Below are 15,646 nucleotides of genomic sequence, written 5' to 3'. Positions count from 1 at the left end.
TCTACTGCTTATCCTGTGGACCGACAGCGGGTGTCAGATATGTTTGGTTGGCCGCAAGCTCGGCTTTGGTTCGCCGAATTGTCCGGGTCAGTTGAATCAGGCTCAGTAGCGTCACCGCGACAATACCGATATTCCAGGCCAATGTGGCAAGCACCAGGTGGGGCACAAATTCCCAGGTCTGGTCGTTGAGCGGCACGCTGAAGTGGTTGCCCTGATTCAGGGCAACCATCACGGCCAGCGTGACATACTGAGCAATACCGGTTAGACCGGTAGCGACAATGCTGGCACTGCGCAGGCTGATCCACCGCTGGGCCAGCCAGACAATGACCAGGGCCAGCACGACGCCCCAGGGCAGACCGAAACTGCCAGTCCAGTAGGAGTTCAGGTGCACCACGGTGCCGATAGCCCCGGTGAGCATCCCCAACAGGATACCTGCCAGGCCCCAGCCGATCGTTGTGGCGCGGTTACTGTGATTCGGCGCGTGCTCGGGCGCGGGCAAGTTTGACTCTGTCATTAGCATCAAGCACAACCTTACGCATCCGGATAGCTTCCGGTGTCACTTCGACACATTCGTCATCTCGAACCCATTCCAGGGATTCTTCTAGTGTCAAGATTCGTGGCGGGGTGAGACCTTCGAAGTTATCCGAGGACGCGGCACGAACGTTGGTCTGTTTCTTCTCACGCACGATGTTGACATCCATGTCCTCGTTGCGCGAGTTTTCGCCCAAGACCATGCCTTCATAGACGTCGGCGCCGGGCTGGATGAAGAAGGAGGCACGCTCTTGCAGGTTGATCATCGAATACGGGGTCGCCGTTCCGGAGCGGTCAGACACAATCGAACCGGTAGCCCGGTACACAATATGCCCGGCCCAAGGTTCGTAACCGGCAGAATATGATGACGCAATGCCAGCGCCACGTGTTTCGGTCAAAAAGCGGGTACGGAACCCAATCAGACCGCGGGCGGGGACCTTGAATTCCATGCGAACCCAACCGGTACCGTTATTGACCATAGTCTCCATGACACCCTTGCGCGAGGCCATCAGCTGTGTGATAGCTCCCATGTGCTCTTCGGGAATATCGATGGTCATCAGTTCCATCGGCTCATGCAGAACGCCGTCGACCTCTTTGGTCACCACCTGGGGTTTACCGACTGTCATTTCAAAACCCTCACGGCGCATCTGCTCAACCAGAATGGCTAGTGCAAGTTCACCGCGGCCCTGAACCTCCCAGGTGTCCGGACGATCTGTGGGCAGCACGCGAAGCGAGACGTTGCCGATGAGCTCACGGTCAAGACGATCTCGAATTTGACGTGCCGTGACTTTCGCCCCTTTGACTTTGCCAGCAAGCGGCGAGGTATTGACGCCCAGGGTCATCGAAATCGACGGCTCTTCAATCGTAATCTGGGGCAGTGGTTTCGGGTCGTTCGGATCAGTCAACGTGTCACCGATCATGATGTCTTCAATACCGGCCACCGCGACGATCTCACCTGGACGAGCCGACTCTGCTGGCACGCGCTCCAGACCTTTGGTCTGCAATAATTCGGTGATCTTGACGTTCTTGATGCCACTCTTTGAAGACCATGCCACAGTCTGGTTCTTATTCAGCGTGCCGTTGTGGATACGCAGCAGCGCCAAACGGCCCAAGAACGAGGAGTAGTCCAGATTCGTAACATGGGCCTGCAGGACTTCGTTTTCGTCATAGGTTGGCGCCGGGATGTGTTCCATGATCGTTGCAAACAGAGGTTCCAGATCCTCGTTGTCTGGCAACTGTCCATCGGCGGGTTGGACGGTCGACGCCCGGCCAGCCTTACCCGAGGCATAGACCACTGGAACATCAAGCACGGCATCTAAATCCAAGTCGGGGACATCTTTGGCGACGTCTTCAGCCAGTCCCAGTAGCAGGTCCATCGAGTCTGAGACAACCCCGTCGATGCGGGCATCAGAGCGGTCTACTTTATTGACTAACAGGATCACTGGTTTTGCAGCTTCTAGTGCCTTCCGCAGAACGAAGCGCGTTTGTGGCAGCGGGCCTTCTGAGGAGTCCACCAATAAGACAACACCATCAACCATAGACAGGCCACGTTCGACTTCCCCACCGAAGTCAGCGTGTCCTGGCGTATCGATCACATTAATGGTGACCTGTTGGCCGTTGGAGGCCGGGCCCGAGTAGAACACCGTGGTGTTTTTAGCCAGGATGGTAATGCCCTTTTCTTTTTCCAGTTCCCCAGAGTCCATCACACGATCTTCGACGTGTTTGTGTTCGCCGAATGCCCCGGTCGCGGTCAACATAGCGTTGACCAGGGTGGTTTTCCCGTGGTCGACGTGGGCGACAATAGCAACATTTCGAAGGTCATCACGTGTGGCGGTCTGATTGGTCATGGGTATACCCCGTTTGAAGGTAGAAATGTAAGATGTGCTGTGGCCGAAGATACGGTAGGTGTCTACGCATTGGCCACGTTACTAGTGTAAAGCACACCTTGGGTGTTGCTGACCGATCCATTCTGCCAACAGTCGATTGGGCACACTATGGCACTTCTCAACTACGCAGACGAGCACAACGTGCCGCAGCCAAAACGTGACGAAAACCAATATTGCGGGTAGAACTGGTTCTATGTCTCATCACACCGCTGTTGCTAGCACGCCCAAGACGCTGACCTATGGGTTCATGTTCATTTCCGTACTCGCGTTGGCGTTGAACCTACGGGCCGCGGCAAGCTCGATCGGTCCATTATTGGCCGAGATCGGTGACGGCATGCAATTTGGTGGCGGCACCCTGGGCTTCTTGACGTCACTTCCGGGATTGATCTTCGGGGTCCTGGGGCTGTTTGCAGTGCGAATCGGCAAACGCTTTGGCATCTCGGCGACCCTATTATTATCTGCGCTGGCGATAGTCTTCGGCATTGGCCTGCGCGCCTGGGTGGATAATTCGTGGCTCTTTTTGATCTTGACAATCATTGGCCTCACCGGTATCGCAATTGCCAATGTGCTCATGCCCGCCTGGATCAAAATTCACGGTCGCCAGCACACCGTGAAACTCATGACCGTTTACTCGGTATGTGTGGTCGCCGCAGGCGCCATTGGCGCAGCCTTCACCGCGCCCGTCGCACAAGCATTCTCAGCATGGGTCAGCCCCGATATCGGGTGGCGTACAGCACTGACCCTGTGGGGTGTGATCGCTATCATCCCGGCAGTCTTGTGGTTTATTGTAACCAGACGCCTCGGCTACGATTATCCCCGCGCCCCAGCTCACTCCAGCCAAACCAAGCGCATGTTCCGTTCACCAGCAGCATGGGCAATGATGGCGTTCTTTTCGTTACAGTCCACGCAAATATATGTCCAGTTTGGTTGGCTACCGCAGATCTATCGTGACGCCGGTGTCAGCGCCAACGAAGCTGGGCTGTTGTTGGCCACCGCGGCGATCATTGGCCTGGTCGGCAGCATCATTATGCCCACCGTAGTAGATCGTTCCAAACGATTGTGGTTCTGGCCGGTCGCCTTTGGTGGATTCAGCGCAGTGGGCTATCTCGGCTTATTCTTCTGGCCGGCAGAAGGCCGCTGGGTCTGGGCTTTTCTGCTTGGTGTGGGCGGCATGGCATTTGCCACCGCCATTTCGCTGATTCCGGCGCGCAGTGTAGATCACGAAATCACCGCCAGACTGTCAGGCTTTGTCCAACCGGTCGGCTATGTTCTGGCCGGTGTCGGTCCCATGCTGGTAGGAGTGCTGTATACGGCCAACAACTCCTGGACGACGACGTTGGTATTTCTGTTCGTGTTGGCCATACTCATGGCCGTGGCCGGTGCGCTCGCAGCCCGTGATGTCAACGTCGATGACCAGCTCTAAGCGCACAACACTAGAAATTAGTTGATTGAAGCTTCTTCAAGAACCGCGGTGGCACTGCGTATCTCCCCGTCCACGGTACGCCAGACGACTTCCACTTCCTCACCGGGATCCTTATCTCGCACATACCGGGAAATGTAAGAGGAGTTGAGCACCTCGTTACCATCAATTTCTAAAATCACATCATCTGGCTGCAGTCCAATGTGATGACCGGCGGAACCGTTCATGACCTCCATAACCCGCGCGCCAGTATCGGGTTCAGATGACACCACGATCCCCAGCGCTCCCCCAGTGCCAATGACGACGTCGCCAGAATCATCCCCAGCTAAAACCTGCTCCACAACTTCTAAAGCGTTGACGATAGGTACCGCATACCCGTAGGCGTCCTCGGAGTTTGTGGTGTTTTGGCTTGCTGCGGTCGACACCCCGATGACTTGTCCATTGGCGTCGACGGTTGGCCCACCGGAATACCCTGGCACAATATCTGAGGTAATCATAATGAGGTCTTCAAGCCACTGTGCCGGTGAGCCAGGTTCCTGCGGTTCAATATGGATGGTTTCGCTCGTGCCCTGGATTTCTCCAACCACCGATGTCAGATAGCCCTGTCCTCCGGCGTTGCCGACCCCGGCCACGGTATCACCGATGCTGACTTCGCCCGGGTTAATTGAGGCAACTTCAAGGAATTCATCGGTGTCGATCTGCAGCACAGCAATATCTCGGCTGGCATCGCGCCCAAGAACGGTTGCGGAGTAGCGCTCATTCGTGTCGGCCATGGTGATTGACACCGAGGTTGACGATTCAACGACGTGGTAATTGGTGATGGCTAATCCATCGGAGCTAAGCACCATGCCAGAACCAAATCCAAGGTATTGATATACCTGGGTGTCGACCATGAAGATGCCAGGCGCTTGTGAAACTTCTTGGCCAGGATCCAGGCCGGGTCCGGTATGTTGGCCACCGTTTTCCCAGTCGATAGTGATGCCCTGGTGCACGTGGTCCAATTGATCGACCAGGCTGCCATCCACAGCACCGGGGTCTGGGACAATTGGATCCGCTTGTTCTGATGCATCATCAGGTGCGAAAAACTCTTCCAGGGAGAAGTCATCGATGGCGATATCTGAGCTATCCCAGTCAAATACCAGGGCTAAAAATCCGATGAGTAAAAACCCAAATGCCAAGATCCCGATGCCATTGAGAATGAGACTCAGTGGGCCGCGACGACGCCGTGGCTGTTTGGGGTATTGGCCAGGATCGTTGTACTGACCACTGAAATACGGAATGGACCGAATTTCATCGGTTGGGTGGTGGGTGGAGTGAACCCAGCGGGGATCATATCGCGGGTCGTGGAGGGAACCGTAGGGCGGTTCTGGAGGTCCGGTGCGATAAGGCTCAGGGTTGAATGTGCCGGGCCCGTAGGGACCATAAGGTTGTGGATCACCACCGCCCGGACCGTATGGTGGTGGTCCGGGCGGTGGTGGCGGACTTCCAGCGCTATCTTCTGAGGCCTGCCGGTAATGGTCAGGTCGTTGCTCGTCTGGTTCTGGTGACGAAGCAGGTTCGGAAGGATTCTGGTAGTTCACGCCGGTTGGTTTTCTTTTTATGGGCTATGCACCCAGGTGCTCCATGACCGCATCGTAGTCTGGTTCATGAGTAATTTCTTCGACGAGTTCGGTATAGGTGACTTCACCTTCGGGATTCACCACGACCACGCAGCGGCCAAGCAGGCCTGCCATCGGTGAATCTGCCAGTTCAATACCAAAGTCGGTACCAAAGTTTGAGCGGAATGCCGAAGCCGTGTGAGCACGTTCGATGCCTTCAGCACCACAGAAACGCGCCTGCGCAAATGGTAGGTCTTTGGAAACATTCAGTACCACTGTGTTCTCCAGATTCGCTGCGCGTTTGTTGAATTCACGCACGCTGGCGGCACATACCCCTGTGTCCAGGGACGGGAAACTGTTAATTAACAGCCACTGACCGGCATAATCGGAGAGTTTCACTTCGGACATATCCATGCCAACCAGTGTGGAATCGGGGATTTTCGACCCAACAGCTGGAATATCGGCGACGGTGTTTGTGGGGTTACCTTTAAAATGCGTTTTAGCCATGCCTCTACTGTATGCGTCAGCAGGCGGTTTTATCGACGGCTGTTCGCCGCTCAATGCAAAATTTGTGATCAACGCTGATAGTGTGCAGCCGGTTCGGGCAGTCCGAAGACCCGGTCAAACGTCCAAGCGTAGATGGCAGTGTAGATCAAAAAGAAAATCAACAGCCCGATCTCTAAGATGAAGGCTTCAAACAGGCTGATGCTAAGCAGCCAAGCAATTGCTGGTACCAACATGATCACAAGACCGCCCTCAAATAACACCGCGTGTGTTACACGCATGTACCAGGGTCGGTGCGTGACCCCAATTCGACGTTCGAATGCTTCAAATCCCCAATTGAACAGCATGTTCCACGCCAGGGCTACCATCGAAGAGACCACCCCGACTAAAAATGACGCGCCGGAGTCGTTACCTAGGATTGCCAGGATCAGTGTCGTGAAGCCCACCGCGAGAATCTCAAAAACTACCGCGTAGGTGATTCGTCGTGCCAGTGGGGACCGAAAAATCCGGCGACCGATCAGTGCATCGCGACCGCCTGGTCCAACGGGGACCGCGGGGATATTTTGGGCAATATCATCTCGGACTGTCACATCGTTAGGTTATCAGAGCCCGCCCCTGCCACACCGTGTGCTCGTCAGGGGCGCAATCGGGTTAGGAATAGCGCCCTGCAATGTAGTAGTCGATGGTTTGAAGAAATGGTTGTGTTTGTTCTGAGTGCACCCAGTGGCCAGCATTGCGGATTTGGATTTTTCGGGTGCTTGGGAATAATTTTCGCATGGCCACGGTGGACTCGGCGTTGATGTAATCCGAGTTAGCACCTTTGATCCACAACACGGGATGATCATCATAGCGCTGGTCCACGTGTGGAAAATCAACAATCGTTGGGAGATTATCGTAGAGCATCTGCAGATTGGGCTGCCAGGTAAATCCGTGGTGCTCGTCGCGGATCAAGTTTTGTAATAAGAAGCCGCGCACAGCGGTGTTGTTGATATCGGTTTTCAGCTTGGCATGTGCATCGCGGCGTGAGGTGACCTGCGATAGGTCAAGTTTCTGCAGGGTGCCCAGTAGGTGTTCGAATTCACTGGTGGATGACTGTGCCGGAGAGATGTCTTCGATAATCAGCCCGGCGATCAGCTCTGGATGACGCAACGCCAGCAGCATGGCGACCTTGCCACCCATCGAGTGTCCGAGGACGACGGCTGGTTCGTCTTTGCAAAAATCTCGATGGAGTTCTTCGGCGACCAGATCAGCGATTTCGAGGTAGTCGAAATCATCAGTCCAGCAGGAGGCCCCGTGATTGGGTAGGTCCACGAGCAGTGAGGTCGTGGTTTTTTGAAGACCTTTGGCAATGGTTGTGAAGTTTTTGCCCCGGCCCATCAGCCCGTGCATAAAAACAACGCGCCGTGGTCCACCTTCCAGGACTTCAGTGTGGATGCGACCGGCTGGATCCGAACAGTTCATCATGCCCTTCAGCTTAGTAAAGACACCTGTCACCTGCCTATCAGGGTCTTCACTCGGACGACATAAAACCTGTTAGGTGACGTTGTGATCGGCGGCCTGGGCGAATTCTTGGGCTTGGGATTTCTTATTACGAGAACTGTTAACCACTCCCATAACGAATAGTCCACCAGCGATGACGACGCTGGAAAGCCCGATGAGTACGCCCTGCAGGGCGGTATTACTCATCTTGTAGCTGGCGCCATCACTGACGATGCCCTCCTGCTGACACTGCACAACATAGGTGCCCTCTCGGGCTTCGAAATGTGTGTAAATCACGTGATGCAGCCCCGGCACATGATAGCCGGCAGCTGCTGCTTGCGTTTCGGTCACCTGTTGCGATGAGGTAGTCGACGCCACCGGGTCTCCATCCGGATCGGTGATATTACACTGTTGCATTTGTTCAGCCACCGAAGGCTCTTCAGTGCGATAGTACAGCGACAGGATAGTGTATTTTGCGTCACCCAGTTCGACCGCCTTCGCCTGTGGTCCGACGCGTTCGCCGGTTTCAAAAGCGTCGGCATAGGATTCTCCGACATCAGAGAACGTGTTCATAATGCCGGAAATCGTGATGGCAATCGCCGCTACCAAACCAAGCACACCAACAACGATGCTGGCCAGAATATAGCCGGCAACGGGACGACGTGATGGTGTAGTGGATGGGCGTTGCATCATGTGGATCACGCAGGTGGCCCCGGATAATACGGTTGTTGTCCTGGCCCATAACCGGGGTAGGGGGACCCTCCGTATGGAGGGTATTGCTGACGCTTTGATTTCGAGCGGCGCACCAGGCCGATAATGGTCAACACGGCGCCCACCAGGAAGACAAGACCTGCCACAAGGCCACTAATGCCTGCACCGAAAATACCGCCCAGTGGTAGTGCCCCACCGAGTATCACAGGGTAGTCGGTACAGGAGATGTCATAGACCCCACCGGCGGAAGATTCAAAGGTCTGGATAGCTTGGAAGGACAAATCGTTGAACGTCATGTTCAGGTCGGCCGAATGAGTGGTGACATCGTTGCCTTGTTCATCAAGCACCGTGCAACTGGCACCGGTCATGACATTGGGGTCTTGGTAGATAAACCACTGGTGGTCTCCCAGGCCATCAACGGTGACGTGCTGGTCAATCGAATGCGTCGAGGATGCAAAGTCTTCGAGTTTGCTAAACGATGAAACGGTGAAGGCCACCACAGCGATGATGCCGCCCAGGATGCTGACACCGATCAAGACCAGGCCGACGATGAGCATACCGGTGCCTGGTCGACGTCGTGGTTTTGCTTGCATTGGGAGGTTATCGGGCTGATATGAGTCAGGTGGCGGAGGTGGATATGACATGGATCCCTTCAGATGCTGCGATGGTAACTCTAGTGTGCCAGATGCGCGTACACCGACCAAGCAGCTTGGCTTTCGCGCACTGGGCATTAGACCTAGTCACTCTTCGGTATCAACCGATGACCGTCGCTATACCAGTAGCCTAGAAGATATTGTCTGCAATCGGAACTGGAACGGGTTGTGCCCCAGTTCTGTACCGAACCACGATCGCACAATAGGGTTTGGGCTATCGTCGTCACCCTCGCGTTACAAATTCAGACGGTTGCCCTGCCAAAGACTCTAAGGTAGAGAAATAAGGCAAAACTCAACACAATGACTCACGTAATTGACCATTGCCCGCCAGGCGTCAGGCTCTGAAACAGGGCCGAACAGGAGCATTTCTTGATCCTCGCCTACTCATGCGTCCGGCCGTGTCAGGCAACCTGCGCACTGCTGTGGTGCCTCGAAGCCGAGCAACACATGCCATTTCCTGTAATCAAACGCTATTTTGAGATAAAGGCACTGCCCGGCCCGAAGCGATCAGGGCTCGCTTGTTGCCATGCTTGCAACCATTGCTCTGGCGGCTCTCCATAGAGTTGCCCTGGTTCAAGCCACTCATAAAGTTCGGCGTAAGATGCGCTTTGGCCTTCAGACAAGTTTCGCCGCAACATCGTTGGGTGAAGGTCGTCCGGATGTTGCACGCCAAGAGCCGCCATCACCCGCAACGCTTGTCGCACTGTATTGCGCTGATAATTGTAGACGTACTCTGTTTTTGTAGGTACGTGAAGCGCTCGCTGACGACGTTTACTCTGTGTAGCAACACCCACCGGACACGTATTCTCCGCACACCTCATCGCCTGAATGCAGCCGAGAGCCATCATCATGGCACGCGCCGAATTCAAGTAGTCTGCCCCCTGGAGCATCCTGCGCACAAGGTCACTGCCTTCAGCAACTTTTCCGGAGGCGCCAACCCGTATTTGGTCTCGAAGCCCAGTCCCTACCAGGGCGTTATGAACCGTCATGAGACCCTGAGTCAACGGCATACCAATGTAATCCTCGAATTCCACAGGAGCAGCACCGGTACCACCTTCCGACCCGTCGACGATGATGAAATCTGGTGCGGTGCCGACTTGATGAATGGCTTTACAGATCGCTAAGACATCGCGTTGTGAAGTCACGCATAACTTAAATCCAGCAGGTTTTCCGCCAGACAGCTCGCGCATCGTTGCGATGAATTCGATAAGTTCCACTGGGGTCGAAAAGACCGTGTGATACGGCGGACTAATGCATTTTTTGTCCCGTGGAACACCCCGGATCTCAGCGATTTCCTCGGTAATCTTAGCCTGCGGAAGCACCCCGCCAATACCGGGTTTAGCGCCCTGGCTCAGTTTCAGCGACACCATTTTTACGGCGTCCATGGCAGAAAGGTCAGCGAATTTCTGTGGGTCAAAATCACCATCGGCGGTGCGAGCACCAAAATATGCGGTTCCGATCTCCCAGACTAAATCCCCTCCCCCGGCTAAGTGGTGTGGTGAAATGCCGCCCTCTCCTGTGTCGTGCGCAAATTCACCCTTCGCTGCCCCCGCGTTGAGAGCCTGGATAGCATGTGCGGATAAGGAGCCGTAGCTCATCGACGACACGTTGAGTAAGGCCATATCGTAGGGCTTCGTGCAATCTGCGCCTCCCACCGGAATCCGCGGCGGTACGGACAGCGGTTTCACAGGGGTAATCGAATGAACAAACCACTCTTTGCCTTCTGCAGTCACATCGTGGACCGTGCCGAAAGATTCTTCGCTCTTGTCGTCGCGCGAGCGCGCATGAATCAGTTGACGTGATGTTTTGTCAAAGGGCCGACCGTCCCAATCTCGTTCAATGAAGTACTGCTGGATTTCGGGACGTATTTTTAACAACAGTGTGCGACCGTGCCCAATAACTGGATAATTGCGCAACACGCCAGAACGTTTTTGCAGTAGATCGTAAGCGACGACGGCGCCTAGGCCAACAGCCGTTGCAGCGCCCTTCATAATCTTGCCAAGCGATGTATTCGGTGGGTCGGCTCTGAACCATTTCTTCATCATCGATATCACCTTCTTCCTCGGACCCGTCAAGAGGTTTCAGAATGTAGGATCCAAGGATGACCGCCAGCTGAGCGTTGTAGGAGCGCTTAGTACATAATCGCTAGTGCAACAATTTGATAATGTGGCGAGTCTACTTCTGGCCGTAGGTGATTCATAGGGGGCTGCCAGGATCTCTGCGCCGGAACTCATGTACATTGGTCGTCTTCTGTCAGCCTGTCGCAGCTACATGCGCCCGTGTTTTGAGGATGTTTCTGGAATGAGTTCGGTACAGCACTGCACTGACCCCAGCCTTGGGGTACCCAAATCCGGCTCTCAACCCCTGTTGTTTTGTAATAGCGCTCGGGCCGGTGTGCACAGCCGCGGTACCGATTCTGGTGGCTGACCAGTCCTACAAGCATAGCGTCGCGGCCATTACCATCAAGTAGCAGAAATCCTTGGATTAGCCCATCAAGGATCTGCTAGCAGATACCTAGTCCTTGAGGGCGCCGTTGTACCCTGTGTGAGCCACTCCCCAGCGGTATGACGCGGCTGCTGGATGGATTTCAATGACAACAGCTCCGCCGCTGCTGACATCCCCAAGGGCATCAGTTCGGTGCTAGCGGTCAAATGTCAGGTTGGTAACGCCAAGTGCCAATTCGCAACGCGATTTTGGGCCGTTGGTGTCTGGACTTGCCAAGGTGTCAGTGGCCTACTGTTGTACGAAAGGTACAAAGTCTTGTGGCCAACCACATGGCACATCGATTCCCACATAATCGACGTCCGGGATGGATACCGTAATAAGGCCATCGACAACGGGCACCACAAGCCAGTTTGATCGATGAACAATATCGAACCCAGCGACACACTGGGCCTGTTTTTCAGAACTACCAGGCACGGCTATCAAATCGTGTTAAAAACAACCAACAGAAGGATCTTACTCGAGAGCATTGAAACCTATCAGAATCCTCACACACCCCTATGCGCCAGCTAACAGTTTCGCGTTATTATTTGATTTCAGTTGATTTACCCTCATAAAGTTGCCATGTTGCCGGTCTATGACGATACGGAAAAAATTTCAATCAGTCTCGTTATCGGAGCTGGCTTTTCGTATTCACCTTCGACGAGAGGAATGTCATGGCTGGTGCCATAGGATCTTCCGAAACGCAGAATACTGACTCACAGAAGAAAACATATGCGCCGGTAAACAAGCCGGTCTTCTTCACCTCGGCCCTCCTGATCGTCGCCTTCGTATTGTGGGCATGGTTGTTACCAGCACAGGCAGAAACCGTCATCTTCGGCACGATGGACTGGGTCGCGACCAACTTGGGTTGGTATTACGTTTTGACTGTCACTATCGTAGTGATCTTTGTGCTCGTGGTAGCGCTGACCAAGGTCGGCCGGGTCAAGATGGGGCCCGACCATTCCAAGCCGCGGTTCAATCTATTCACCTGGGCGTCAATGCTATTTGCTGCAGGCATCGGCGTCGACCTGATGTTCTTCGGCATCTCGGGGCCCGCAACCAACTATCTGACTCCCCCAGAATTCGACGCCATGTCCGACGAAGCCGCGCGCATGGCTCCGCTGTGGACCATGTTCCACTACGGTATTCCCGGTTGGGCGCTCTATGCCCTGATGGGTATGGGTATTGGACTATTTGCCTACCGGTACCACCTGCCATTGAGTATCCGTTCGGCGCTCGCACCGATTTTTGGCAAACGCATCAAGGGTATCCCCGGCCACGCGGTCAACGTCGCTGCCGTACTGGGAACAATTTTCGGCATTGCGGTCTCGCTGGGTATCGGTGTGGTCTTCTTGAACTACGGGTTGTCCTATATCTGGGGTATCCCGCAGTCGATGGCCGTGCAGATCGCACTGATGGTACTGGCCGTAGGGATCACCATCATTTCCACGGTGACCGGTGTAGATAAAGGGATTCGTCGGCTCTCGGAGCTCAATGTGGTTCTGGGTATCGTGTTGATGATCTGGGTGCTGTTCTCCGGTAATACTCCGCAGATGTTGAACCAGTTGATACAAAACACTGGAGATTTCTTTGCCAACTTCCCATCCATGATGATGAACACATTTGGCTACACCGAAGGATCCGCCGATTACCCAGCTGCTACCTGGATGAAGGACTGGACGCTGTTCTTTTGGGCTTGGTGGATCGCCTGGGCGGCATTCGTCGGGCTCTTCTTGGCCCGTATTTCTCGTGGCCGCACTCTGCGCCAATTCGTTCTGGGGGTTCTGCTAATTCCATTTAGCTTCATCCTGCTGTGGATCTCAATCTTCGGAAACGGTGCACTAGCATTCTTCCGCGACGGCGACGAGGAATTCCTCAATGAAGCCATTAATCTGCCAGAATCCGGCTTCTTCACCCTGCTAGCCCAGTACCCCGGTGCGACCTTCAGCATCGGTCTGGCAGTGGTCACCGGTTTACTGTTCTACGTGACCTCTGCCGACTCCGGTTCGCTAGTCATGGCGAACCTGACCAGTGAATCGTCCACCGAAGACTCCGACGGCGCGCCATGGTTGCGAATCTTCTGGGCTATTGTCACCGGTGCACTGACCCTAGTGATGTTGTTCATCGATGGGGTCTACACCCTCCAGGCAGCCACCGTGATGATCGGCTTGCCGTTTTCGATCGTGGTGTATCTGATGATGATCAGTCTGTTCAAAGTGCTACGCACCGAACAGCAAAGTATCGACTCCAAAAAAGCCACGATGCCCGGAGTGCTCTCCAGTATTCGTGGGGCCTCCGGCCGTCCGTCGTCTACCTGGCGGCAACGCCTGTCGCGACGCATGTCTTGGGCCACGGCAGAACAGGCCCGTGATTTCATCAACAAGGTTGCCACCCCGGCGGTGGAAGAGGTGGCTGAAGAACTCACCAAATTCGGAGCCGACGTCTCTTGTCAGCGGGGCGAACACCCAGATTATCCAATCCCCTATGTGGATTTGGTCGTGCACTTCCCGGACCAAGACGAATTCAAATACCAGCCCTATCCGGTCGCGTACAACGTTCCAAACTACGCCTCGAATATCTCGGCGGTGGCCGAAGTATTCTTCAAGGTCGAAGTGTTCAGCCTAACCGGTTCCCAAGGCAAAGACATCATGGGCTATACCAAGGATCAAGTTATTTCTGACATTCTGGACGCCTATGATGCCCACATGATGTACATGTCTATGATCGGTGATAAAGGTTCTCCCTCGAGCTTGGTGGAAGCCGACATCCCGGATGAATGGACCGACAGCGATCAGATCCATACGCCAACCACTACTATCCCGATCGTGCCAGCAAAACGCGCTGGCGAGCAGACCTCCACAGAATAAGGAGAAGCCCCAAATGACCGCTAAGACAGTTCAAACTCTTTTCATCGATGGCCAGTGGGTCCCAGCTTCCAACGGCGGCAGCCGCACAATTTACTGTCCTGCAGATGGCAGCGAAGTCGGTATCGTATCTGAAGCCACCGCAGAAGATACCGAACGTGCTATTTTGGCAGCGCGTAGGTCTTTTGAATCCGGTGTGTGGGCTCGTCGCCCAGCCGTGGAACGCGGTGACTTCCTGCTTCAGGTCGCTGATAAGTTGAAAGCGCGCAAGGATGAATTCGCTCGTGCCGAAGCACTGGACACCGGCAAGCGCCTGGTCGAAGCCGAAGGCGATATGGACGACATCATTTCGGCCTTCCGTCACTTCGGGAAAATCGCTGATCACTACCCGGGTCGTCTCGTGGATGCCGGAGATCCGGCAGTTATTTCACGGGTCGTGTATGAACCCGTCGGTGTGGTGGGCATGATTACTCCGTGGAATTTCCCACTGTTGCAGGCCTCCTGGAAAATCGCTCCAGCCTTGGCAGCAGGCAACTCTTTTGTACTCAAGCCGGCCGAACTGACCCCGCACACCGCGCTGTTGATGGTTGAGGTGCTCGACGATCTTGGCCTGCCAGCTGGCGTAGCCAACGTTGTATTGGGGGACGGTGGTGTGGTGGGTGCTCCACTATCCAGCCATAAAGAAGTCGATCTTGTGTCATTTACCGGCGGGTTAGTCACCGGGCGCACCATCGCACGCTCTGCCGCCGAGACGGTTAAAGATGTCGCGCTGGAACTGGGTGGCAAGAACCCTAACATCATCTTTGCGGATGCAGATTTTGAAGCAGCCGTTGATAATGCGCTCAATGCCGGCTTCCTCGACTCCGGACTGGTGTGCTCGGCGGGAACCCGGTTGATCGTCCAAGACTCGATCGCCGAAAAATTCGTTGACGAGCTGGTTCGTCGTGCGGAAAACATCGTGATGGGTGGACCATTCGACGAGCAGGCTCAGACCGGGCCGTTGATCTCGGCAGAACACCGTGACAAGGTCACCGACTACGTCAACCGGGGTATCGAGGCCGGCGCTCGGCTGCGTGTGGGTGGCAATTGGGGCGGCGAAGAACACCGGGATGGCTATTTCTATTCGCCAACCGTCTTAGATCAGTGCACCGCAACGAACCCCGCCGTCATCGAAGAAGGTTTTGGACCGGTGATCACCGTGGAAACCTTTAGCACGGAAGAAGAAGCCATCCAGATTGCTAACGACACAGACTATGGTCTGGCCGGTGCGGTGTGGTCGTCCGATTCCGGGGTAACCAACCGAGTCTCACGCAAACTGCGCCACGGCACCATCTGGGTCAATGATTACCACCCATACCTGCCGCAGGCTGAATGGGGCGGTTTCAAGCAGTCCGGTATCGGCCGTGAACTGGGCGTTACCGGATTGGAAGAGTACACGGTCGCCAAGCACATTTATGAAAACACTGAACCGGCAGTGTCCGGTTGGTTCCCACAAAAAGACGCCAATTAATCTGAT

General features: G+C 54.8%; 12 protein-coding genes. 3 read left to right on the top strand and 9 right to left on the bottom strand.

What is annotated here, in order from left to right; genetic code table 11:
- Position 1 precedes the first annotated feature (1 nt).
- On the bottom strand, positions 2-514 hold the full coding sequence (locus tag K8V32_RS06040) for a hypothetical protein (protein WP_303904423.1): 513 nt from the start codon (positions 512-514) through the stop codon (positions 2-4).
- Entirely contained in the window at positions 465-2,378 is a 1,914-nt protein-coding gene (gene typA / locus K8V32_RS06035; protein ID WP_303904420.1) for a translational GTPase TypA, read from the bottom strand. The genes K8V32_RS06040 and typA overlap by 50 nt, the downstream gene beginning before the upstream one ends.
- Positions 2,379-2,610: 232 nt before the next feature.
- On the opposite strand from typA, the gene K8V32_RS06030 reads away from it, so the two are divergent.
- A complete protein-coding gene (locus K8V32_RS06030) occupies positions 2,611-3,840 on the top strand; it encodes an MFS transporter (RefSeq protein ID WP_303904417.1) in 1,230 nt (409 codons plus the stop codon).
- A gap of 17 nt (positions 3,841-3,857) precedes the next feature.
- Here K8V32_RS06030 and K8V32_RS06025 read toward each other — a convergent pair whose 3' ends face one another.
- The 7 genes from K8V32_RS06025 to K8V32_RS05995 all read right to left on the bottom strand — a co-directional run bounded on the left by K8V32_RS06025 (position 3,858) and on the right by K8V32_RS05995 (position 10,827).
- Positions 3,858-5,417, bottom strand: a complete 1,560-nt coding sequence (locus K8V32_RS06025; protein ID WP_303904415.1) for a S1C family serine protease — start codon at positions 5,415-5,417, stop codon at positions 3,858-3,860.
- A 24-nt stretch (positions 5,418-5,441) separates the two neighbouring features.
- On the bottom strand, positions 5,442-5,942 hold the full coding sequence (gene tpx, locus K8V32_RS06020) for a thiol peroxidase (protein ID WP_303904412.1): 501 nt from the start codon (positions 5,940-5,942) through the stop codon (positions 5,442-5,444).
- 68 nt (positions 5,943-6,010) lie between these two features.
- Positions 6,011-6,529, bottom strand: coding sequence for a PACE efflux transporter (locus K8V32_RS06015; RefSeq protein WP_303904409.1), 519 nt, complete (start codon positions 6,527-6,529; stop codon positions 6,011-6,013).
- 61 nt (positions 6,530-6,590) lie between these two features.
- On the bottom strand, positions 6,591-7,403 hold the full coding sequence (locus K8V32_RS06010; protein WP_369681046.1) for an alpha/beta fold hydrolase: 813 nt from the start codon (positions 7,401-7,403) through the stop codon (positions 6,591-6,593).
- Between the two features lie 69 nt (positions 7,404-7,472).
- A complete protein-coding gene (locus tag K8V32_RS06005) occupies positions 7,473-8,111 on the bottom strand; it encodes a hypothetical protein (RefSeq protein WP_303904406.1) in 639 nt (212 codons plus the stop codon).
- Positions 8,112-8,116: 5 nt separating this feature from the next.
- Positions 8,117-8,773, bottom strand: a complete 657-nt coding sequence (locus tag K8V32_RS06000; RefSeq protein WP_303904403.1) for a hypothetical protein — start codon at positions 8,771-8,773, stop codon at positions 8,117-8,119.
- A gap of 479 nt (positions 8,774-9,252) precedes the next feature.
- A complete protein-coding gene (locus K8V32_RS05995) occupies positions 9,253-10,827 on the bottom strand; it encodes an FMN-binding glutamate synthase family protein (protein ID WP_303904400.1) in 1,575 nt (524 codons plus the stop codon).
- A 1,113-nt stretch (positions 10,828-11,940) separates the two neighbouring features.
- On the opposite strand from K8V32_RS05995, the gene K8V32_RS05990 reads away from it, so the two are divergent.
- Together K8V32_RS05990 and K8V32_RS05985 are read left to right on the top strand one after the other, a co-directional pair.
- Positions 11,941-14,133: a choline BCCT transporter BetT gene (locus tag K8V32_RS05990; RefSeq protein ID WP_303904397.1), complete on the top strand. Its 2,193-nt coding sequence runs from the start codon at positions 11,941-11,943 to the stop codon at positions 14,131-14,133.
- Between the two features lie 13 nt (positions 14,134-14,146).
- Positions 14,147-15,640: an aldehyde dehydrogenase family protein gene (locus K8V32_RS05985; protein WP_303904394.1), complete on the top strand. Its 1,494-nt coding sequence runs from the start codon at positions 14,147-14,149 to the stop codon at positions 15,638-15,640.
- Positions 15,641-15,646 lie beyond the last annotated feature (6 nt).

This window comes from Enteractinococcus helveticum (assembly GCF_020742345.1).
Taxonomy (GTDB): Bacteria; Actinomycetota; Actinomycetes; order Actinomycetales; family Micrococcaceae; genus Yaniella; species Yaniella helvetica_A.
The sequence above is the reverse complement of the archived record's forward strand: the minus strand, read 5'-3'. Positions and strand labels throughout refer to the sequence as shown.

Bases quoted from the DNA above. Each gene is read 5' to 3' on its own strand.
- K8V32_RS06040 (WP_303904423.1), bottom strand. From the start codon at position 514: ATGACAGAGTCAAACTTGCCCGCGCCCGAGCACGCGCCGAATCACAGT.
- K8V32_RS06005 (WP_303904406.1), bottom strand. From the start codon at position 8,111: ATGATGCAACGCCCATCCACTACACCATCACGTCGTCCCGTTGCCGGC.
- typA (WP_303904420.1), bottom strand. From the start codon at position 2,378: ATGACCAATCAGACCGCCACACGTGATGACCTTCGAAATGTTGCTATT.
- K8V32_RS05990 (WP_303904397.1), top strand. From the start codon at position 11,941: ATGGCTGGTGCCATAGGATCTTCCGAAACGCAGAATACTGACTCACAG.
- K8V32_RS05995 (WP_303904400.1), bottom strand. From the start codon at position 10,827: ATGATGAAGAAATGGTTCAGAGCCGACCCACCGAATACATCGCTTGGC.
- K8V32_RS06000 (WP_303904403.1), bottom strand. From the start codon at position 8,773: ATGTCATATCCACCTCCGCCACCTGACTCATATCAGCCCGATAACCTC.
- K8V32_RS05985 (WP_303904394.1), top strand. From the start codon at position 14,147: ATGACCGCTAAGACAGTTCAAACTCTTTTCATCGATGGCCAGTGGGTC.
- tpx (WP_303904412.1), bottom strand. From the start codon at position 5,942: ATGGCTAAAACGCATTTTAAAGGTAACCCCACAAACACCGTCGCCGAT.
- K8V32_RS06010 (WP_369681046.1), bottom strand. From the start codon at position 7,403: ATGATGAACTGTTCGGATCCAGCCGGTCGCATCCACACTGAAGTCCTG.
- K8V32_RS06030 (WP_303904417.1), top strand. From the start codon at position 2,611: ATGTCTCATCACACCGCTGTTGCTAGCACGCCCAAGACGCTGACCTAT.